Here is a 22288-nt window from a genome sequence, read left to right as displayed (position 1 = left end):
CTCAGTACTCCTAGTCTTCGCCCGCGTACACGGGAATGTCCTCGAGCGGCGTCGCCGGGTCGAGCGACGACATGTCGCCGATCGGGGCACCGATGAACCGCGACCGGATGGCGCGGCGCATAATCTTTCCGTTCTTCGTCTTCGGCAGCGTCGGCACCGCATATACCTCGGGCGCAAAGGATTTGCCCGCATTCGCAAGCGCCGTCGCCTGCAGGTCGTCGTTGTCGACACCGTCGGCGCGCAGGACCGCGAACGCCACCGCCCGCTGACCGCGCATCTCGTCCGGCACGCCGATCACCGCAACCTCCGTGATCCGGTTGTCCCGCAGCAGGGCGGCCTCGATCTCGGCCGGTCCCACGCGGCGCCCGGAAAGCTTGATCGTGTCGTCGGAGCGTCCGTGGATCCGCCACATGCCGGCATCATCGACGCTCGCGAGGTCCCCGTGCACCCAGACCCCGTCCCAGCGACTCCAGTAGGTGTCCATGTAGCGGTTCCGGTCCTGCCAGAAGGCATGCGTCATCCCGGGGAACGTGTTGAGCACCGCAAGTTCGCCGATCTGGCCGACGACGGGCTTCCCGTCGTCGTCGAGCACGGCCGCATCGACGCCGGGCAGTGGCCCGGTGAACGCCGCCGGTGCGGCGGGAAGGAACGGGAAGCCGACGAGGATACCGCCGCCGACCTCGGTGCCGCCGCTGTAATTGACGATCGCGCGCTCTCGCCCGCCCACCTCATCGAACAGCCACCACCAGGTCGGCTCGTCCCACGCCTCCCCGGTGGAGACGAACGTTTTGAGGGTCGGCATCGCCGGAGCGCTGCCGTCACCCGCCGCCTTGAGTGCGCGTGCCGCCGTCGGTGCGATGCCCTGCACGGTGACGCCGTTACGGTTCACGATGTCCCACATCCGATTCGGTGTGGGGTGGGTCGGCAGGCCCTCGATCATCACGATGGTCGCGCCGAGCTGCAGCGGACCGGTCATGAGCATCGGGCCCACGAGCCAACCGAGGTCGGTGATCCAGGACACCACGTCGCCGGCGTGTACGTCGAAGCCATAGGCGAAGTCGACCGCAGTCTTGGCCGCGAAACCGCCGTGCGAGTGCACAATGCCCTTCGGCCTGCCCGTGGTGCCGGACGTGTAGACGATGGCCAGCGGGTCGTTCGACTCGGTCTCGGCGGTCGGCACCGGCTCCGGATCGGCGGCCAGTGCGTCGTAGTAGACGTCGCGACCTTCCTGCATCGGCACGTCGGTTCCCAGGTGCCGGACCACCACAACGGAGCGCACCGTCGGCGCCTGGGCGAGTGCGGCGTCTGCGGTCGCCTTCATCTCGACGACCTTGCCTCGGCGCGTCGTGCCGTCGGCGGTCACCAGAAGGACGGCGTCCGAATCCTGCAGTCGCGTGGCCAGGGCGTCTGGCGCATATCCACTGAACGTGGGCACCGCGACCGCGCCGATCATCGCGATCGCGAGGAAGGCCACGGCCGCCTCGGGCACGACCGGCATGAACAACACCACCCGATCGCCGCGGCGCACCCCCAGGCCCGCGAGGTGCGCCGCGAACCGGCTCACCTCCGCCGCGAGTTCGGCGAAGGTCAGCGTGCGCCGCGCTCCCCCGTCGCCCTCGTAGACCACCGCGGTCTTGCCGGCGAGGTCACCGCGGGCGTGCCGGAGGGCCGCCAGTTCGGCAACGTTGATCCGGCCGCCCGGGAACCATCTCGGGAATTCCTTGCCGTCGGACTCGTCGAGAACCCGGTCGAACGGCACCGAGAACGCGACGTCGAGGTCGGCGAGCGCCTCGCGCCAGAACCACTCGGGATCGGCGACGGCGCGACGGCCCAGCTCGGCGACGGCAGCAGCATCGTCGCCGAGGCCCCAGCTCTTCATCGCCGCGAGCAACCTCGCACGCTCGCGCACCGCGGGGCCGGGAACCCAGGCCATCTCCTCGGGCCGGCTACTGATGCCCATTTCCGTCTTCTCCTCGTCTGGGATTGTCGGTCGTCCGGTCGGGGTGTGCGATCAGGCCTGCTCGTCGGCCGACTTCTTGAGCATCAGGCCGACGCGGGTGGCGTCGCACACGATCTCGTCGCGCTGGTTGATGCCGTAGTGGCGGAAGGTGACGATGCCGGAGTCATTGCGGCTCTTCGATTCCCGGGCCGACACGATCTCGGTGCGCACGTGGATGGTGTCACCGTGGAACACCGGCTTCGGGAACTTGATCGAGTCGAAGCCGAGGTTGCCGAGGGTGGTCCCGTACGTGGTGTCGTGCATCGAGATACCGGCAACGAGACCGAGGAGGAACAGGCTGTTCACCAGACGCTGCCCGTGGATGGAGTTCTTGCTGTACTCCGCATCCAGGTGCAGTGGCGCCATGTTCAAGGTCATCGTGCTGAACATGACGTTGTCGGTTTCGGTCACGGTGCGGCGCACCTCGTGATCGATGACCATTCCCGGTGCGAATTCCTCGAAGTACAGACCCGGCATGTGACGTCCTTTCTCTCGAGCGACGGAGAGTACGACCCTCGGTCGCTGCAGTGCGTATCCTCACAATAGGAGAAATATATTATGCACGCAACTGCCGATGTTTTGTGCCTGATGTATTGCACCACCGGGCGACTAGGTGAATAGTATATGATGTACAACACAGGATGTTGATGGCGTGATCTCGACGACAAGATTGAAGGACACCCTTACGTGAACAACACTGAAGAACACCTCGTGGCCGACCCCGTGCCCACGAAAGTCCCGCGGTCCGAACCGGCAACCGAACCGCGCAAGCTGACGGCGTGGGGCATCACGGGAATGCTCGTGGTGCTCTACCTGATGAACGCGTCCGACAAGGCGGTGTTCGGCCTCATCGCCCAACCGCTCAGTGAGGACCTCGGGCTCAGCGCGTCACAGATCGGCTTCACCGGCAGCATGTTCTTCCTCGCGTTCAGCTTCGGCGGCTTCTTCGCGGGGCCGATCAACAAGGTCCTCGCCCTCCGGTGGTCCATCGCGATTATCGCCGTGCTGTGGGGCGTCGTCATGCTGCCGCTCGTCGTGTGGTCGACGTTCGCCGTGCTACTCGCGAGCCGGATGCTTCTCGGCCTCACGGAGGGCCCGACGTCCGCGTTACTGCACACCGCCGCCTACTCGTGGCATGCGCCCGCGAAGCGGGGACTACCGAGCGCACTCATCATCAGCGGAAGCATGCTCGCCAAGATGGCCGTCGTCCCGATCCTCGCGCTCGTGGTGGCCGAGTACGGATGGCGGGCAGCCATCATCGTGCTGGCGTTCGCGACGACGCTGTGGTGCATCCCGTGGCTACTGACCTGGCGTCCCGGCCCGTATACCGTGGGTGGCAAGCACACATCCATGGAAGACATCACCGACAGCGAGCCCGCGGTCGCCTGGAAGCGCCTGCTCACATCGAAGACCTTCGTGTCCGCCGTCCTCGTCGCAATGAGCGCCTACGCGCTCATGACCGTTGTGCTCACCTGGTTGCCTTCGTACTTCGAGCAGGGTTTGGGATACTCGCGGCTCGAGTCGGGCACGTTGTTCGCGGCGCCGAGCTTCGTCGGGCTCGCGACACTGGTCTGCGGGTCCTGGCTGAGCGATCGTGGGATCAGCCGCGGCTTGTCAATCCGGCTGGTCCGCGTGGTCGTGCCCTGCGTCGGCGTCATCGTCGCCGGTGTGTTGCTGCTGAGCCTGCCTGCCCTCGGCTCTCCGCTCCTTGCGGTCTGCGCGGTGTCGGTGGCATACGGCCTGGTGGTCGCAATATTCCCCCTGCTCAATGCCGCGGTGATCGCGACGTGCCCGCCGCGCCAGACAGCCGGGGTCATCGGCGCCTTCTTCGCGATCCAGGCAATCGGCGGGATCATCGGGCCGTGGTCGATGGGGATCGTCGTCGACGCCTCGGCCACGAAGATCGACGGATACCAGGCGGCATTCCAGTGCCTGGGCATCGTGGGTGCCGTCGTCGCGGTTCTCGCGCTGATTCTCGCCGACCCGGCGCGTGACCGCGAGCGCCTCCGCGTCTCCCACTGATACACCGGTAGTAACCGATACCCAGGGAGGCTCCGAACTGTGCGCAGTACTTCTGTCGGTCGACAGAAGTACTGCGCACAAACGTCTGTCGCCGGGCACCCCGAGCGCGACAGCTACTCACCGGCTGGTTGACCGCCCTCGCCTTTTAATATATTATGTTTTCTATTCTCGTCGAGCGATCGGAGCGTGTCCAGTGAGTGCACCGCACGCCGCACCGGAAGTAACCCCGGAAGAATGGCGGTTGCGCGCGCGTTGCCGCGGTATGGATATCACCGTCTTCTACCTCGAAGAGGACAAAAAGAATTCGCAACTCCAGCGCGAGAGGATCGCGAAGAACATCTGTCGACGGTGCCCGGTTATCAACGAATGCCGCCAGTACGCCATCCGTTTCGGCGAACAACACGGCGTGTGGGGAGGATTGACCGCGAGGGAACTCGGCGCTGCCAGAAAATGGAGCCGCTGGCAAAGGAAGCCGGGGTAGGGCTGTAGCGAGCGCCTGCATACCACTGCGCCGCCCTTGCCGTCGAAGTCTCCGGCAAGGGCGGCGCTGTGTTGCGATCCGATCAGCCGACGGGGTTGGACTGCAATCGGTTCAGGATGGTCGAGATGTCGTCGACGTTCGCGAGGTCGTACACGGCGTCTATGACGGCGTCTGCGTCCGCGTCGCTCACGGCTCCGTCGATGGTGTGGCGGAACTTGGTGATCAGTTCGTCGTCGGTCATGTACGTGACCGGGCTTCCAGGAGTCAAATGGTGATCTCCGTCGATTCGCAAGGCGTCGTGGACCGCAGCGGCAGTGAACGTCTCGCTGCGGCCGGCCTCCGGGGCCGTTCCGCAGGAGTCATCTCGTACTCAGCTCGGTTCCGCGGTCGACTCAGGCCGATGCAGAGGTGCGCGGCGACGTGTCCATCGCCTCAGTCGGCAAGCTGTCGATCGTCCGGCCTCGCTGCACCAGCGCGAGCACTCCCACCAATGCGGCACCAGCGATCGAAGGCACCATGAACGCAATAAGGCCGCTGCGCGGGGTCGCGAAGATCGCCCCGAGCTGGGGACCCAGAATCGCCCCCAGACGACCGATGCCCAATGTGAATCCGATCGCCGAGCTGCGGCTAGATGCGGGGTAATGCGCGGCAATCACTCCGTACATCAGTGTGCTGGTACCGATAGTGCCCACCCCGGCGAAGAACGCAGCGATGAAGATGCCGACCACACCCAACTCGGTGCCGTAGGCCAGCGCGCCCAGCGCCACCGCACCCAGTAGGAAGTACGGCACGATGGTCTGCGTCGCGCCGCCGCGGTCGATCAGGATCGCGCCGATGATGGTCCCCACCGCCGCACCGATTTGCAGCATCATCAGCGCCAGCATGCCCTGCATACCGCCGAAACCCATCTCCTTGGTCATGCTGGGCAGCCACGTGTTGGGGCCGTAGCTCAGCACCTGGGTGCAGAACATGATCAGCGTGAAGATCACCGTCGCCACCACGTATTTGGGCGAGAGCAGGAGCCGGTAGCCGCCGCCCGCGCCCGTCTCTTCATGGGCGCGTTGGTCGGCCACGATCCGATCGAAATCCATTCCGAATCGGCGCGCGACGGCGGCCGCCTCGTCGTCGCGACCACGCGCGATCAAGAAACTCGGTGACTCGGGTAGCCGCCGCCACATGAATGGGATCACCAGCAGGAAGGTCGCCGCGAGTCCGTACATGGCACGCCAGCTCTCGTCCGGTGGGTTCGAGGCCTTGATCGCCTCGGCGCCGGGGATGACCGCCAGCGCGACCACCGTGGTGAGAATCCCGCCTACCGCATAGCCGGTCAGCGTGATGCCGTTGAACAGCTGCCGACGACTCGGCGGCGCGAACTCGTTCGCCAGCGCGACCGCCGACGGAACCACCGCGCCCAGACCGAGCCCGGCGAGCACGCGGGCGACTCCGAAGGTGGTGAAGTTCGGAGCGAGGGCGCACAGCGCGCACAACACCGAGAACCACGAGCCGCCAGCGATCAGCACGATGCGGCGGCCGTACCGGTCAGCCAATGGACCAGCGACGAGGAAACCTACCATCAGGCCCGCCAGCGTCATGCTATGAACATTGGCCAACGCCGCCTTACTCAGGCCCCACTGTTGCATCAACGACGGCAGGGTAGCGCCGAAGATGATCAGGTCGAACCCGTCGGCGAGGATCGTAATGAAGCAGATCACGAGCACCATGAAACTGCCCTTCTGCGACCGAGATTTGTTCATGGCTTCCTTCGAATGGATGTAACCGGATGAGCCGCCTCGAATTCGCGGCAAATGTGGCCGCCTCCGTAACGCCGGCGACCCGATAGCGCCTTACCGTGCGCCTATACCATTCATACATCAAACATATTGTTTGGTTGCGAACAGTCGTTACGGGCAATCAAAATTCGATTACTGCCTTGCCGCCGGTTTGCATATCGAAGTTTCGGTACGCGTCGACCGCGTCGTCCAGCCGCCAGTGGTCGGTGAATACTTTGTCGACCTCGACTCCCTGTCGCGCAATGAATTTCGCACAGTCGGCCTGGCCCACCGTGGAGAAGGTGTACGAGCCCATGATGGTGAGCTGCTTCCGAATCATGTCGGGGCTGACGTCCAGGGTAACCGTGCTACCTTCTCCGACGAACGCGACGCTGCCCCATTTCGCGGTGGACTTCACGGCCGCCGCGCGCGCGGCGGGCGCCCCCGAGCAGTCCAACGCCTTGACCACGCCCTTGCCGCGTGTGAGTTCCTTGATCGCCACGACCGGGTCGGTCTCGGCCGAGTTGATGGTGTGCACCGCACCAAATTCCCGTGCCCGGGCCACCCGCTCGGCTGCAACGTCCACAGCGATCACCTCGGCGCCCATGGCGGTGGCGAGTTGCACAGCCGCCTGGCCGACCGGCCCCTGCCCGAATACCGCCAGCGAATCCTTCGCATTCACGTTCATCCTCACCAGCGCCCCGAAGGCGGTACCGGTGCCGCACGAAATCGCCGCGCCAGCCGCGAAACTCAGCTCATCGGGCAGCCGGACCAGGGTGCGAGCGGGCACCTTGATGTAGTCCGCGTGCCCGCCGTGGGCGGTCGCGCCGTAGATCACGTTGCCGCGATCGCACAGTTGAGGCCAGCCGGTGCGGCAATTGTCACAGAACCCGCACCCGTCGTAGTGGTGCACCATCATCCGGTCACCGATACGGATCACGCTCGGATCGATGGCGGCACCGACCTCGACGACCACCCCGCACGGTTCGTGTCCCCCGATGAATCCGGCGTCGTCACCAACCATGCCGAACGCGGCAAGCGCCTGCCCAGCGGGCGCCCGGTAGAAATGCAGGTCGCTGCCGCACATTCCGGATGCCTTCATCTCGAGCACCACCTCGTCGGGGCCGGGGTGGGGATCCGGGAAGTCCTGGATCTCGAGAACCCGCTCGCCCTTGAAGATCACTCCACGCATCTGGTACTCCTTTGGTTTCTGCAATCATTTGGTTTCTGTATCCCGATTTGTTGCCGGACTACCGCTAATGCGCGGCGGCGAACATCAGGCTCTCCTCGTCGGCCTCGTCCGGGGAGAATTCCGCCGCAATGCTGCCCCCGCGGGCGACTAGCACACGATCCGAGAGGGCCTGGATCTCTGGGATGTATGACGAGATCACGATCACGGCAACACCTTCGTCAGCGAGGGCGCGGATCATGGCGTGAATCTCGGGGATGGTACCCAGGTCCACACCGCGGGTGGGCTCGTCGATGATCGCCACCCGCGGCTTGCGCGTCAGCCCCTTGGCCAGCACGACTTTCTGCTGGTTTCCACCCGAGAGCTCCTCCACCACAGCCTTGTTCGGAGCCAGGGTCCGGACTTCGAACTGCTCGACGAATTTCTTCGCGATCGCCCGGCCCAACCTGGGACGGAACCACAGCGGCAGACGCAGCGCGCTGCACAGATACCCGAGGAAGATGTTTTCCGAGATGGTCAGGTGACCGAAGAAGCCGGATGCCTTCCGATCCTCAGTGATGTACACGATCCCAGCTTTTCGAGCGTGCCGTGGGGTGCGGAAACGGACCCGCTCGCCACCCAGCCACACCGTGCCGCCACGCATGTGCCGACGCTTGACCACACCGCTGATGATCTGTGCGACCTCCGAACGCCCCGCCCCCACCAGCCCGTACAAGCCGAGGATCTCGCCGCCGTAGGCGGAGAAGGACATGCTGCGAACTGCCGGCAGCAGGGTGAGATCCTCGACCTGGAGGGAAGGAAAGATGTCCGGCCTCCGGCTCGACGACTTTCGGCCCATCTCGACGGTGCGGCCGACCATCATCTTCACCACCCGGTCGTGACCGAACTCTGAGCGATTCAAGGTGCCCTGGACCACCCCGTCCCGCAGGACGGTAATCCGGTCCGCCTGCTCGAATGCCTCATCCAACATGTGGGTGATGAAAACGACCCCGATGCCGCGCCGACGAAGACTCTGCATCGACATGAACAACTGCAAGCGCTCCTCCGGGGTCACCGATGCGGTGGGCTCGTCCAGGATCACCACTTTGGCATTGCGGTGCACGGCCCGCGCGATCTCCACCATCTGTTTTTGCCCGATGCCCAGCGCACCAGCCTCGGCATCCGGCCGGATGTGGAAGTTGTGCGATTCGAGCAGTTCGCGGGCGACCACATTCAGAGTCCCGAAGTCGTTGAATGCCCGCTCGTCCCCGAGGAACAGATTTTGCGCCACTGTCATGGATTCGACGAGCGAACCCTCCTGGTAGACCATCGCCACCCCGGCCTCGGTGGAGTCCCGCGGCGCGGCGAAGCGCCGCTCTGCACCCTCGACTTCGAGAGTGCCCGCATCTTGGGTGATAGCTCCCGAGATGATCTTCACCATCGTGGACTTGCCAGCGCCGTTCTCTCCCAGCAGCGCGTGGATCTCACCGGGGCGCACGTCGAAGTCGACACCCTGAACCGCGAAGGTCCCGCCATAGCGCTTGCTGACACCGGTCAGTCGGATAACGGGGGTGATGTCGAGGTCAGTGCTGTGCTCGGTCATGAGCGCCCCTCCTGTGCAGTCTCGTCGGTGTGCAGTCGCAGAACTGAGCCGTGACCGTGCAATGCGGTCACGACCTGGCCGTCAGCGACGGCCACGCCGGTGACTCCGTGCCGCGGACTGTCCACCCGGGCATGTGCGCTCTCCGCGATGCGCCCGGTGTCGTCGAGCCGGAACACCACGCCACAGGACCTGGCGGGCGCCCAGCCCTTTACCTGGCCGAGCACCCGCAACTGCCCCATCTGCATCGCTTCGGTAAACAGACTCCCGCTGCGCAACTGCGGGACGAACCACTCCTCCCGATTGATCGTCTCGACCATCTCCGAAAGCAGTGGCCGCTCATCGAGGAGCATCTCGGTGATCCGGTTTCGCGGGTACGGCGCAGCCACCCAGTGGCCATCCGGCACGGCGACGATTCGTCCGGGGTACACCGGTAGGTTGGTAGCTATGGATAGGACCGGCTCGCTCGGATCGCTCAGCGACCGGATCTCCAGGCGGTGAGTCAGGCTCATTGCCACGATCACCTGACCGTCGCCGCTGGGGGCAATCCCGGAGGGCCAGGCCAACCCTGCAGCGACCACTGAGGCGGCACCGTCCCGCACCCGCACGATCCGTCCCGACGCGTCGCCTGCGAGCAAGGTGCGCGCCCAATCGCCGCGCACATCGGCGGTAGTGGATCCGACTGTGACCAGCAGGTCTCCTCCGGGTACGACGGTCAGCGCGGTGACACCGCGCGCGACCGCTAGGTCGGCACACAGCGGGGTCACCGCACCGCTCGCGTCGACCGTGACCAGACCGACGCCTTCGACGGCCGCGACCACCGCGTTCCCGACCGTCGTGACCGCGGCGATGCGCGCGGCACACCGGGCGATCAAGCAGATATCGTCTCGCTCCCAACGCAGCAGCTCACATCCGCTGGAAAGTACGACGGTGCCGTCCTCGGTGACCGTGATGTCGTCCGGAGTGTGCACACCGGCGGCAAGCAGCTCCTCGGCCTCGTCCAGGCGCAGGTTCGGGCGGAGGCCGGTCTCCATCCGGGGCACCGACCGATGCCGCGCCCTGTCCGGATTGATCCACTCTTTGATGGTGTCCAGGACCGAACTCATGAGCCCACCTCCGCGGCGGTCCGGGTGCCGAAGGTGCCGGGCACCAGATTGGTGTCGATAGTGCCGACCTCGTCGGGGTCGAGCTCGAGTCGGCCCAACCGGTTGTTCGAGACGCCGGCGAAGTAGAGGTAGCCATCCCGCTCGGTCGCGGCTGTCACCATCGGATAGTTTTTCAGGCTCTTGTCCCACTTGACGGCAATGATCTCTCCTTTGTCGGAGAATTTGACGATGCAGGAGACGTTGAGCTGCGGCACCATCCAGTTGTCCAGCGAGACCTCGCGCGTCATCCGCCGCCGCACCTCCGGATAGCGGTTGAGCAGATCCGACATCGGAGTCCGCAACGCCACCAGCGGCATCCAGTAATTTCCGTCCGACGAGCGGTGAATGTTGTCCGGATAGCCCGGCAGATTCTCCAGCACCGGCTCGAGCACGCCCTCTTTCGGTCCGGAGATCCACAGCCGATCGACCCGGCACAACCCCGTGCTGGAGACGAGGATCGATTCGCCGTCGTGCGCGGTGCATACACCGTTCGGGAACACAAAGTTCGAGGCCACGACCTCCGCCTTCCCGTTCGGAGCGATTTTGATCAGCCGGCCGTTCGGGCGGAACTCCACAAGTTCCAGGAGGAAGTCGGTGGAATTGTTGCGGATAGAAAAGTCCGAGGCGTAGATCGATCCGTCGGGTGCCACGTCCAGATCGTCGACAGCACGCAGACCGGAGTCGTCAACCAACGACAGCGGGCTCCGTGCGACTCGGTTCGCCACCATCTGCGGCTCTCCGTCGGCGTCGATGCGATAGACGCCCATGCCACCGACCGCCACCAGCATCCGTCCCTCCCGGTCCCATGCGTGCCCGCAAGGGAAGCCTCCGGTTCGCGAGAAGATCTCGCCCTCGGTGTCGTCCGGTCCCCGGAAGCGCCACACCCAGCCGCGCTGGTCACCGGCGTAGATGTTGCCCTCGGGGTCGACGGCACACGCCTCGGCGCCCCGGATCCTGCCAAGTCCCACAGGCGGTGCGTCGGTCAACGCGCAGTTCGGGGTCCAGACGGTGCCTGGCGCCGTAACATCGGTCAGCGGACCGAGTCGCACGCGCGCGGGATCGATCTTGAGCTTCTCGACCGCACGTCGACGGTACTTTCCCCATTGCAGGTCGAGAATGGTGAAGGCGAGCAGTGCTGCGGCGAGGATCACCGTGTAGTAGTTGAAATCGAGTCCTTCGGCGATGGTTGCCTGCCGGATGACGGCCACGACGATGACGCCGACGGTGGCACGCAGGACCGACCCGCGACCTCCCTTGAGGCTGACTCCGCCTAGTACAACGGCGGTAAGCACGATGAGTTCCCAACCGCGTCCGATCGCCGCATCGGTGCGACTCAGCCGGGCCGTGGTCAGAATGGCGGCGCTGCCCGCCATCGACCCGGAAAGCACGTAGGCCCAGAACGTCACCGCGCGCACGGGGATGCCGTTGCGGCGGGCGGACCGGCGGTCGGATCCGGTGGCGGTGACCCACCATCCCCAGCGCGAACGAGTAAGCATCACGTGCGCGACAACGAGCACGCACAGGAACGTGAACCACGCTGTCGGGATGCCAATGATCTTGCCGTAGGGGATGGCGTCCCACACCAGCGCCGGGCGCGCGATCCCAATCTGGGTGGTGTGCGCGTTCTGCAGGGCCACTGCTGCGCCACCGAATGCAATAAGCGTTACCAGGGTGGTGATGAACGGCCGCATACGCAGGAAGGCGATGAGATACCCGTTAACCGAACCGAGCAACGCACCGAGAACCACGGTCGCAGGGATCACCCATCCCGGCGGCCAGTACCAGACCCGGTCGGAGATCAATGCGAACATCGAGCACAGACCGACTATGGAACCGATGGAAAGATCGATGCCGCCGGCGACCAGCACCACCGTCAGACCGATGGCGAGCAATCCCCATTCGGCGACGTCGTCGATGGCGAGCGGTGCGTTCGCGGTGCCCACATCCGTCGTGGCGATCACTACGAAACACAGCAACAGTGCCAGCACCAACGGCACCGCTCCCTCCATCCAGCGTTTCTCGAACAGATCAGAAACGGTGCGGTAGCGGGCGATCCGATCGGAGGCCCGGCCCCCGGTCATCCGGTAGGCGTCAATTCCCCGGCGAAGCGGATTGGGTCCGCGGCGGAGCGTGGTCGTCGTCATTCGTCGACTCCTAGTTGGACCGGTAGCAGGCGATGGTCGTCTCGTCGGCGGTCTTGCCGTCCACGACGTGGTACGAGACGTAGCCCACGTCGTGGCGGCTCCCCGCGGGCGCGCCGTTGATCAGGAGGTTCTGCACCGCTACCGCGCCTGCAGCCCCGATTCCCTGAACGTCGTACGCCGCTGTGGCGGTAACCGTGCCGCGTCTGAGTTCCTCGCAGGTCGCCGAGTTCGCATCCAGGGTGTAAACCCCGATCGCGGCGGGCTGAATCTGCCTACGGCTCTCGGCGGCCTTCACTGTCTGGCCGACTGACACTGCGTTCAGGTCGAAGGTGACCAGGAAGCCACACAGATCGTTGCCGTTCTGCTGCATCGCCGCCTCGGCCGCTGCCTGCGCCTTGGAATTGTCGAACTGTGAATGGCTGACCTGTACCTCGTAGCCCTCGTGCTCGGCTACATCCTTGATTCCGGCGTTCCACAGCAGGGACGCCGGGTCATTGCCCATGCCGTCGATGATCGACAGCTTCTTCGTGGTGCCGCGGGCATTACAATCCTCCACGGCCCGCTTGGTGATCGCCTGCGCTGCACCGTATACATCGACGCCGACGAACGCGTCGCTGAGCCGGGTGGACATCATGTTCAACACCACGGTGTAGATGCCCGCCTGCGCTGCACGTTCAATGACGTTGTCCAACAGGCCCTGCGCCGAACTCTGCAGCACCATCACATCGGCCTGTTTCCGCGCGATGATGTCGTTGAGGATCGCCAGCATACGATCGGGGTCGAAATTCGGATCGTGAATGGTGACCTGGGCTCCGGAGGCCTCGAGCGAGCGTGTGAGCGACGTGCCCCAGTTTTCGGTGAGCTGATACCCCTTGTAGAGCATCGGAACGAATGCGACCCGTTTGCCCTGCATGATGTCCTGCACTTTCTGCCGTGCCGGTAGCAACTCGACGTTGGCACTGAAGCCGTGCCCGTCGCCTCGCTCACCGCCGGTTCCGGCCCCGGCACCGGTGTTCACTGTGCAGCCGGCGATCATGCCGGCAGCGAGCAGCACCGCACTGACAGCTGTCCACTTCCTGTGTGATGACATGTGGTTCTCCTACGTTGGGATGATGTTCGGGGAGCGACGCCGGCGTGGCGTCAGAGCTCACCAGACTTGTCGGTCTCGTCGTTGCGTGGATGCAGCCAGGCGTCGAAGCCGATGGCACCGAGCAGAACCGCTCCCCGGATGAGGTCCTGGACCGCAGTGGACAGTCCATGCATGACCAGAAGGCTGTTCAATATTCCGACGAATAGCGCACCGGCCAGCACTCCGAGGACAGTTCCGCGACCACCCGACAACGAGACACCGCCAATCACCACCACCGTCAACGCGGTGAACAGGATCGGGTCGAACGAGCTGGACGTGGTCTGGATACTGCCCTGGATTGCGACGGTGACGAATCCGGCCAACGCGGCCAGCAGCGCGGACAGTACGTAGGTGAGCACCTGCAGAGGACGCACCGGGGCGCCGGAGGACCGGGCAGTGGCGAAGTTGTCGCCCATCGCCCGGATGAGCCGGCCCGGTGTTGTAAGAGTGATGAACAGCCATGCCGCGAGGAAGATGATCGCCGCGATCAGCACTGGCCGCGGAACGGACCAGAACGCGGTACCACTCAGCCCGGCCAGCACAGAGTCCGGTGGAACTGTGTACACGTTCTGGTCGAGGATCAGTATTCCGATCCCCCCTATCGCCAGCATTCCGGTGGCCAGCGTGACGAATAACGCCGGAACCTCGACAAAGGCGATGATTACACCGTTGGCCAATCCGATGAACGCCGCGAGCAAAATCATCGCCCCGACGGCCTGCCACTGTCCCCACCCTTGGTTTATCAGCGCGAGGGTGGCCTGGGCGCAGCCGAGGCCGATTCCCGCGATCGACAGGTCGAGGCCCTTTCCGATCACTACAATCGCCTGCCCGACCGCCATGATGCCGAACGCAGCGGAAAGATTGAGGATAGTGCTCAAGTTCCCCGTGGTGAGGAAGTTCTTGGTGGTGGCACCGCCGACAAGTACCAGTACCAAGGTGATCGCCAGGACCAGGTACGCCTGGTCGAACGACCCGATCCTGGCCCGGAGCGAGACCCGGGGTCGCTCGGTAAGGGCTGCGGTCATGTCATCTCCTGGTCTGTGGGTGGGGCGTGGCTCAGCGACGGGGTTTCGTCAGGTCAAGCAGGACTGCGACGTCCACGACGTTCTCCAGATCGGAGACGGGCCTCGACGATCGTTCGGCGGCCGCATCGGATACCGCCCCGTCGACGTTGTGCCGGAACTTGGCAATCAGCTGTTCGTCGGTCATGTACGTCTCCAAATCCGGCGATGGCACGCAGTTCGGGTATTGGCGGGAAGCGAGCGGTGGCGGGCCGGAGCGCGAAGTGGTGGCAACCAGTGTGAAGCCAGACACACCTGTCGACATCTGCCGTGGGTTCGATCTTCAGTACGACCTACGGACGATGTTCCAAATCGCGTATAGTATATGATCCGTGATATGAAACACACTCCCGAGACGACGTGGAGGCTGTGGTCATGCGACTGAGTGATATCCGCCCCGTTCACGACGGCATACTGTCCACTGACCTGTCCGCAGAGGTCCGGTCAGTGGGCACGCATGCCGAGGCGGTCCTCGACCGCCCCTTCATCGAACACGGGGCGATGTCCACAGGATCGGCGAAACGATTACTCGATCGTGTGTGGACGGCCACGCTCGGCGAGCTCACCCAGCTTCCGCCCACGACTCCTCCTGGCAGAATTAGTTGCTTGACTTCACTGCTCGGCACCGTCCGCACTCTCGAAAGCCGCATCGACGAGTCGCGTGTGGCGGCGAACGTCGAAGTGATGCGGTCGATCCACCGCTCCCTCGTACGATTACAGTCCGCCAAGACCGTCGACGAGTTACTCAAAAGCGCCGCTGAGGAAGTGATCTCCATCGGTTTCGATCGCGCCCTGATCTCCACTGTGGAACGCGGGCGCTGGAATCTGCACACGATGGTCATCGAGAAGGACCCTCGCCTCGCCGAGGAAATGGTGGCCGCCGGACGAGAACATCCGCCGGCCTTGGACGGCACTTTGGTGGAGTCGGACGTCGTCGACCGTGGCGAACCCGGTCTCGTCTACGACGTACAGGACAACCCCAGGGTGGATCGCACACTCGTGGCGATATCCGGGTGCACGTCCTACGGCGTCGCGCCGATCAACGTGGGCGGGCGGGTCATGGGTTTGGTCCATGCCGACGCCCACTATGCACGTCGTCCAGTCGACAACACCGATCAGTCAATCCTCAACCTTTTCGGCGAAGGCCTCGGCCACGCGCTGGCCCGGGCTACCGTGCTGGAACGAGTGTCGGCGCTGACCACCACACTGTCCGACCTCACCGGAGGCGCAGTCTCTCCGAGTGTGCAGAATTCCTCCTACGGCCTGTCCGGCCGCGAAGTCGAAGTACTCGAGCGGATGGCTGCCGGCGACAACAATCGCATGATCGCCCGCCGCCTGACGATCTCCGAAGGCACCGTCAAGACCCACATCACGCACATCCTGCGCAAGCTGGATGCCGGCAACCGCGCCGAAGCGGTGGCGTATTGGCTGCGCCGCTGACGCGTTTGCACGGCCCCGAAGCTTCCCGACGACGGTGGGGGCGACCTCGACCGCTCCCCCGCCGAATCGTCACTTGGCGCGGAACAGGGTCTTGTACTCGAGATAGGCGTCCAGTGCCTGCGGGCCGAGCTCGCGACCCATCCCGCTATTCTTCACCCCACCGAACGGGGTTTCGATCGGCAGTGTCGCGGTATTGATCCCCACGCTTCCGCTCACGATCCGCCGCGCCACCTCGGTGGCCTTCTCACGATCTGAGGAGAACACCCCACCGCCCAGGCCATACTCGGAATCGTTGGCGATCGCCACAGCTTCGTCGACCGTCTCGTACGACATCACTACCAGTACCGGGCCGAAAATCTCCTCACGCGCGATGCGCATGTCGTTGGTGACGTCGGTGAAGATGGTCGGCTCCACGTAATAGCCCCGCTCGAGACCTTCGGGCCGCCCACCACCCAGAACCACAGTGGCGCCCTCCGCGCGGCCAAGAGCTATGTACGACTCGACCCGCTCACGCTGGGGGGCATTGACCAACGGCCCGAACAAGTTCACCGGATCGCTGGGATCGCCTTGTGGGATCGAGCTCAGCGTCTCCGTGAGCATTTCGACGATCTCATCGTGACGGGACGAGGGCACCAGCACTCTGGTCAGTGCGCGGCAGGTCTGGCCGGTGTTCGGCGAGCACGCCGACAATACGAGCGGCCGGAATTCATCGAGGTTGACATCGTCTAGAAGAATTCCGGCGGACTTGCCGCCCAGTTCCAAAGTCACGCGTTTGAGTTGGGCTGCGCATTCTGCGGCGATTGCCCGACCCGCGCGGGTAGAACCGGTGAATGCGATCTTTCGAACGCCTTGATCGGCAACCAAGGCCGCGCCCGTTTCTCGTCCTCCGGTGACGATATTGACTACGCCGTCGGGTACGTTCGCCTCGGTGAGAATCTCGGCGAACAAGAACGCATCGAGCGATGTCTCCTGCGCCGGCTTGATCACCACCGTGCAGCCCGCTGCCAAGGCCGGACCCAGCTTCCAGGCGGTCAATGGCTGCGGACCATTCCACGGGATGATCGCGCCGACTACGCCGACCGGCTCTCGCCGTACGATCGCATCACCACTGGCGGTTTCCACCAGTTCCTCTGGTTCGAAGACGTCGGCGAGATCGGCGAAGTAGCGGTAAACCACGGGCACCTGGGACTGCATGGCCCGGGCGATCGAGATCGGGGTTCCGTTCTGCCTGGTGACCAGTGCTGAAATCTCATCCATCCGCGCTTCGAAGGCATCGGCAATCGCCCGCAACACGGTCGCGCGTTCGGCCGCGCTCAACGCCGCCCAAGCGGGTGCGGCCGCTTCGGCCGCTCCGACGGCTGCTGCGATGTCACGGGCGTCACCGTCGGCGATCGTCCCGATGACCTGCTCCGTGGCCGGGTCAATCACTTCGATGCGACCAGCGGAGTGTGATTCGACTAGCTTTCCACCGATAAAATGCTGATGGTGCTCGATCATCATTTGAATGGTTACCTCATTCCGGTGAACAGAACCTGGGGTCGTAGCTGGGAAAATCATCATCGGGCTGTTGACAGTGAAGCCCATTGCCGCGCTGCGTGCATCTGCCGCTGTTCGTATTGCGCATCGTCCGAAAGGGGGACGGGTGACGACACTGGGCCCTGCGATTCGGCATTCAGCTTCCACTTCTCCGGCGGAGTTTGCGCCGGCGGTTCGATGAATCAGACCCGCCGACGGCGGATGCGTCGGCGGGCCTGATTCCTCGGCAGAAGCCGCAGCCTGATCGGACTACATCTTTACCCCATCAACCGAGGTTGATGTAGACCGCTTTCGGGTAGAGGTAGCTTTCGACATGCTCTTTGGCGCCCTTCCAGCCGTACCCGCTCATTTTTGTGCCGCCGAACCCGATGGCCGGATCCAGTACGCCGTAGCAGTTGACCCAGACCGTGCCCGCATGGATTCCGCGTGAGACCTTGTGTGCCGTAGCCAAGTTTTGCGTCCACACCCCGCCCGCCAGTCCGAAGGGTGTGTCGTTGGCGATGCGAAGCGCGTCTTCGGGTTCATCGAATGGGATCACCGATGCGACAGGACCGAAAATTTCTTCTTGCGCGATCGTCATCTCGTTGGACGCACCCGCGAAGACGGTTGGCTCCACGAAGAAGCCGTTCGCAAGGGCTCCACCGAGTCGGCTACCGCCGCTGGCCAACTGCGCGCCTTCACCTCCGCCGATGTCGATGTAGTTCATGACGCGGTCGAGTTGCCGTTGTGAGATGAGTGGGCCGAGTTGAGTGTTCGGGTCGAGTCCATCTCCGACCTTGATCGTTTTCGTGAATTCTGTCATTCGCTCTACGAATTCGTCGTGTATCGAGCGCTGAACAAGTATGCGTGTGCCGGCGACGCATACCTGACCGCTGTTGGTGTACACGCCCATGGACGCACCAGGAACGGCCTTGTCCAGGTCGGCATCGGCGAAGACGATGTCCGGTGATTTGCCCCCCAGTTCCAACTGGAGACGCTTGAGGTTGCCCGCAGAGGCTCGGACGATCGATTGGGCTGTGCCGATGGACCCCGTGAACGCGATTCGGTCGATGTCCTTATGTTCCGCCAATGCCTGTCCCGCGTCTCGACCGTATCCGGTCACGACGTTGATCACTCCGTCGGGTAGACCGGCTTCCGACATCAACTCCGCCACGCGTAGCACCGAGAGTGATGCGTCTTCGGCGGGCTTGAGGACCGCGGTACAACCGGTGGCAAGCGCCGGACCGAAAATCCACCACAGACCGATCAACGGCCCGTTCCAGGGGATGATGCCACCGACCACCCCTACAGGGGCAAGGCTTCGAAGGGTGAGGAAATCACCTGGCAGCGAGTTCTCTGGAGTCGCTACGGTTCCGGCGCCACACTGTGAAGCGAAGAAGTGCAGAACTTGCGAGGTCCACTCTGCGAGACCCTTCGTTCGCGACAACGGAGCACCCATGTCGAGGGTTTCGATCAGAGCAAGTTCCTCGAAGTTCTCCAAAACGAGATCGTGAATCTTCAACATCAACTTGCGGCGCTGGTGCGGAGTCCACTGACTCCACTCACCTTCGAACGCCGATCGCGCCGCCGATACTGCGAGATCGATGTCGGTGCTGTCACTTGCTGCGATCTCGCACATCTTCCCGCCGGTAGCGGGATTGACGACATCTATTGTTCTTCCGGATGCAGCGTCGACCCACCTTCCGCCGATCAGATTCTTTTTCTTACCCGCAATGAAATCGGGACGGGGAGGTGAAATCGCCTCTTGTGTAGTCATAATGACTCCTTCTAGTTCTACCGCGTTCGCTTGTGATGTCGCCTGAATACGGACGGGTACGGATCAGTCGAACTCGAAGACACCCTTGCCCGCGTCTTGCTTGTCGAACCACTCGTAGGCCTCGGCTGCCTGATCGATCGTCCAACGGTGCGAATAAAGGTCGTCGACCGGCAGATTGTGGGAGACCACGTAGTCGGCGCAGCGCGCTTGTTCGATGGACGACATGGTCCACGAGGTCATGACCGTCCACTGCTTCTTGTATACGGCTTGCGTCGTGAATTCCACTTCACCAGGCAATCCTGAAAAGCACGCTCGGCCGAATGTCCCCAGCACGCTGAACGCGTCTTTGGTCGCCCGCCCGGACGTCTCCATCACGACATCAGCCAAACGTCCACCGGTGTAGTCACTGACAACGTCGAGCAACGATTCCTCGCGAGAGTTGACGACGACGTCCGCACCGAAGTGTTTCGCGCGCTCCAACCGCCGTGCATCGATGTCCACGCCAATGACCGTCGCACCCATGGAAGCCGCAAACATCGTGGCGGAAAGTCCGACTGGACCCTGGCCGATAACAACGGTGACGGTGTCACTGACTCCGCCGAGTCGCTTGATCGCACCCCATGCAGTTCCAGTACCGCACCCGATCGCCGCGCCGGCTTTGAACGACATTCCGCTGGGCAGCGGCAGTATCGAAGAAACCGGTACGACTGCGAACGGTGCATGTCCCCCGTCGACGTGGACGGCCATCGTCTTGCCTTGACCTGTCTCACACATCTGTGGCCAGCCCGCGCGACAGCGCCTGCACATACCGCAACCGAAGTAGTGGTGGATCATGACGCGGTCGCCGACCGTTGCGGCGGTGGGCGCGACGCCTTCACCGATTGCGTAGATTTCTCCGCACGGTTCGTGTCCCTGGATTACAGAGTGGTCGAAATCGAAACTGCCGTGGTAGAAGTGCAGATCCGATCCGCACATCCCTGAGGCTCGGATCTTGACGACCACCTCGCCAGGGCCAGGTGTCGGCTCCGGCATCTCCCGCAGCACCGTAGTGCCATCACCTGGGAACAGTATGCTCTTCATCACTGTGCCTTTCCACGTAGCGCATCGGTACCAGCGGCGTCGATCCGCAGACCTTCCGGGTCGTTGCGTGGGTCACCGACGACGACGACGCCGTATTGTGCTGCAGCAGCATCAATGCTGACGTACTCGTTGCGTACGTCGGCCAGAACTCGTTCGGGGTCTCGAGCGAAGGGATCGCCCCAACCCCCACCTCCGTTCGTCAAACAGCGCAGGATGGTGTTCGGTGCGGTCGCCCAGACCTGCCGGCGTGCGAAATAGTTGTACTCGCCGTTTTCGGGGTCGAGCGCATGCGTCGACGGATTGAGAACGCCGGCGACCGGTTCGCTGTGTTCGTACGCGCTGTCGGTGGTATCGACGAGGCCTTTCACCGGAGCATCGGTCGTCGGTGGAAATAGCCACATCGCGCCGTTCGGTCCTGCCATGCCTCCGTTGGCGCCGACACCGCTCGGCTTCTTCGTCCGGAAGGGCGACAAATAGTGCTGGCCGGCCGTCAGCCATAAAGTATCTTTCAGATTCGCCGCTCCGCCTCGGAACGTACCCGCGCCACCCGTGTCGATCGCGTGCTCTTTCCGCAGAACGACGACCGGTGAGTCGTGTTCGATCGTTTCGGTAGCCGGGTCGAGATTGTTCAGGGTCAGGAGCACGGTGTAGCTGTCGCCGTCACCGGCCTTCGATGCACCCCACGGGCCGTGCTCCCCTCCGCATTGGGTCGCGCTCGTCCATGGTGTGCCGTCCGGCCGCACGCCAGAGGCATTGTGGGTATTGGTGGAACCGTAGTCTCCTCCCACACCCTGCACTCCGAGAACAGGATTGAGCGCATCGAAGATAGCCGACGCGATCGCGCCCGATGCCTCCCAGAACATCATGATGCCGCCGTCCGGGGGTAGCGAGGAGACGATAGTCCCGGCGGGAGCGGCGATGTCGATGTTGCGCCAGGTTCCGGATGTGAACGGAACTTTCGGATCCAGCAGGATGGTCAAGGCGACACCCACTGCAGTCTTTGCATCGAGTACCCCGCAGTTTATGCATGTCCGCGCCTGAGCCGAGGTCCCCGACAGATCGACCTCGATGTCATCTCCTCGTTTGCGCACCAGCACGCGGACCGTGTAGTCGAGGGTGTCATCCAATCCATCCGCATCGATCAGCGCAGACCCGGCGTAGTCGCCGTCGGGAACGCGTCCGATAGCGTCGCGCATTCGTTCGGCCGACGTGTCGCACGAATAGTCGAGTGTCCCGAGGTAGGAGTCGAGTCCGTAGCGGTCGATGTTTTCCAGGATCAACCGCTCCCCAAGCTTCAATTGCTGATAGATGCTCTTGAAGTCCGGGAGCAGCATTCCCCCCCATCGGGTGTTGTCGAAGATCAGACTGAAGGTGGATCGGACCGGCTTGTCCTCCGACCACAACAACATCGGTGGGATGACGAGGCCATTCTCGTAGACGTTCGACTTGGTGGCCGAAAATCCGCCCGGTACCGTGCCACCCATGTCCAACTGGTGGGCGCACAGGTTGACGTAGGACACGATTTTTCCGTCCACGAAGACCGGGCGCGTGAATGCGACGTCATTGACGTGCCTGCCTCCGCGGTAGGGGTCGTTGCAGATCAGGACATCTCCGGGGCGCAGATTTTCGGGACCGTACTCATCGACGGCGTTGCGAACCGCGTCACCCATCGTTCCCAGGAAGACGACGAGGCTGTTGCTCACAACGGCCATCGGGTAGTCCCGGTCCGCCGGCCCACTGATCGTGCACGCGAAGTCGTACCAATCGCGGATGATCGGAGAGAACGCCTCTCGCATGAAGCCGGTGGACATGTGCTCGACGGCGTATCGGAGCCGGTTCAAGATCACGGATGCGCTGAAGCGGTCGCACCCGTAAGTGTCCTTGAATTCGCTGTCGCTGAGGTCGCGGAGTCGCCGAGTCGATTCCGGCGACACGGCCGGGACGGTCAGAGTGGACAT

General features: G+C 63.7%; 18 protein-coding genes. 3 read left to right on the top strand and 15 right to left on the bottom strand.

Features of this window, described 5'->3' with window-relative positions; genetic code table 11:
- Window positions 1-10: 10 nt before the first annotated feature.
- Entirely contained in the window at window positions 11-1960 is a 1950-nt protein-coding gene (locus tag JQT59_RS21395; RefSeq protein WP_213571908.1) for an AMP-binding protein, read from the bottom strand.
- A gap of 51 nt (window positions 1961-2011) precedes the next feature.
- Complete coding sequence (locus tag JQT59_RS21390) at window positions 2012-2476, bottom strand: MaoC family dehydratase (protein ID WP_109330439.1); 465 nt, start codon at window positions 2474-2476, stop codon at window positions 2012-2014.
- 210 nt (window positions 2477-2686) lie between these two features.
- Here JQT59_RS21390 and JQT59_RS21385 point away from each other — a divergent pair, with 210 nt between their 5' ends.
- Both JQT59_RS21385 and JQT59_RS21380 read left to right on the top strand, forming a co-directional pair.
- Entirely contained in the window at window positions 2687-4021 is a 1335-nt protein-coding gene (locus JQT59_RS21385) for an MFS transporter (RefSeq protein WP_213571907.1), read from the top strand.
- Window positions 4022-4214: 193 nt separating this feature from the next.
- On the top strand, window positions 4215-4502 hold the full coding sequence (locus tag JQT59_RS21380; protein WP_213571906.1) for a WhiB family transcriptional regulator: 288 nt from the start codon (window positions 4215-4217) through the stop codon (window positions 4500-4502).
- An 82-nt stretch (window positions 4503-4584) separates the two neighbouring features.
- Here JQT59_RS21380 and JQT59_RS21375 read toward each other — a convergent pair whose 3' ends face one another.
- The 9 genes from JQT59_RS21375 to JQT59_RS21335 form a co-directional block, all read right to left on the bottom strand.
- Window positions 4585-4743 carry a hypothetical protein gene (locus JQT59_RS21375; protein ID WP_213571905.1) on the bottom strand — a complete coding sequence of 53 codons (159 nt, stop codon included), beginning with the start codon at window positions 4741-4743 and terminating at the stop codon, window positions 4585-4587.
- A 151-nt stretch (window positions 4744-4894) separates the two neighbouring features.
- Window positions 4895-6223 carry an MFS transporter gene (locus tag JQT59_RS21370; protein WP_213571904.1) on the bottom strand — a complete coding sequence of 443 codons (1329 nt, stop codon included), beginning with the start codon at window positions 6221-6223 and terminating at the stop codon, window positions 4895-4897.
- A gap of 190 nt (window positions 6224-6413) precedes the next feature.
- The gene (locus JQT59_RS21365) at window positions 6414-7463 is read right to left on the bottom strand and encodes a zinc-dependent alcohol dehydrogenase family protein (RefSeq protein ID WP_213571903.1); all 1050 of its coding nucleotides are present in this window, start codon (window positions 7461-7463) and stop codon (window positions 6414-6416) included.
- 64 nt (window positions 7464-7527) lie between these two features.
- Entirely contained in the window at window positions 7528-9042 is a 1515-nt protein-coding gene (locus JQT59_RS21360; RefSeq protein ID WP_213571902.1) for a sugar ABC transporter ATP-binding protein, read from the bottom strand.
- Entirely contained in the window at window positions 9039-10145 is a 1107-nt protein-coding gene (locus JQT59_RS21355) for a hypothetical protein (protein WP_213571901.1), read from the bottom strand. The genes JQT59_RS21360 and JQT59_RS21355 overlap by 4 nt, the downstream gene beginning before the upstream one ends.
- The gene (locus JQT59_RS21350) at window positions 10142-12328 is read right to left on the bottom strand and encodes an ABC transporter permease (RefSeq protein ID WP_213571900.1); all 2187 of its coding nucleotides are present in this window, start codon (window positions 12326-12328) and stop codon (window positions 10142-10144) included. Before JQT59_RS21350 ends, JQT59_RS21355 begins: the two co-directional genes overlap by 4 nt.
- A gap of 10 nt (window positions 12329-12338) precedes the next feature.
- Window positions 12339-13418 (bottom strand): sugar ABC transporter substrate-binding protein, encoded by a 1080-nt coding sequence (locus tag JQT59_RS21345; protein WP_213571899.1) that lies wholly within the window; start codon window positions 13416-13418, stop codon window positions 12339-12341.
- Window positions 13419-13468: 50 nt separating this feature from the next.
- Window positions 13469-14482, bottom strand: a complete 1014-nt coding sequence (locus JQT59_RS21340; RefSeq protein ID WP_213571898.1) for an ABC transporter permease — start codon at window positions 14480-14482, stop codon at window positions 13469-13471.
- Window positions 14483-14513: 31 nt separating this feature from the next.
- Entirely contained in the window at window positions 14514-14666 is a 153-nt protein-coding gene (locus JQT59_RS21335) for a hypothetical protein (RefSeq protein WP_213571897.1), read from the bottom strand.
- 227 nt (window positions 14667-14893) lie between these two features.
- Here JQT59_RS21335 and JQT59_RS21330 point away from each other — a divergent pair, with 227 nt between their 5' ends.
- Window positions 14894-15958: a LuxR C-terminal-related transcriptional regulator gene (locus JQT59_RS21330; protein ID WP_213571896.1), complete on the top strand. Its 1065-nt coding sequence runs from the start codon at window positions 14894-14896 to the stop codon at window positions 15956-15958.
- Between the two features lie 69 nt (window positions 15959-16027).
- Here JQT59_RS21330 and JQT59_RS21325 read toward each other — a convergent pair whose 3' ends face one another.
- The 4 genes from JQT59_RS21325 to JQT59_RS21310 all read right to left on the bottom strand — a co-directional run bounded on the left by JQT59_RS21325 (window position 16028) and on the right by JQT59_RS21310 (window position 22288).
- Window positions 16028-17455, bottom strand: coding sequence for an aldehyde dehydrogenase (locus JQT59_RS21325; protein WP_502939872.1), 1428 nt, complete (start codon window positions 17453-17455; stop codon window positions 16028-16030).
- 304 nt (window positions 17456-17759) lie between these two features.
- Window positions 17760-19250: an aldehyde dehydrogenase family protein gene (locus JQT59_RS21320; protein WP_213571894.1), complete on the bottom strand. Its 1491-nt coding sequence runs from the start codon at window positions 19248-19250 to the stop codon at window positions 17760-17762.
- 63 nt (window positions 19251-19313) lie between these two features.
- Entirely contained in the window at window positions 19314-20330 is a 1017-nt protein-coding gene (locus JQT59_RS21315) for a zinc-binding dehydrogenase (protein WP_213571893.1), read from the bottom strand.
- A complete protein-coding gene (locus JQT59_RS21310) occupies window positions 20330-22288 on the bottom strand; it encodes a hydantoinase B/oxoprolinase family protein (RefSeq protein WP_213571892.1) in 1959 nt (652 codons plus the stop codon). Before JQT59_RS21310 ends, JQT59_RS21315 begins: the two co-directional genes overlap by 1 nt.

It is taken from the genome of Rhodococcus sp. USK13, from assembly GCF_018343855.1.
In the GTDB taxonomy this organism is placed as follows: Bacteria; Actinomycetota; Actinomycetes; order Mycobacteriales; family Mycobacteriaceae; genus Rhodococcus_F; species Rhodococcus_F oxybenzonivorans.
The sequence above is the reverse complement of the archived record's forward strand: the minus strand, read 5'-3'. Positions and strand labels throughout refer to the sequence as shown.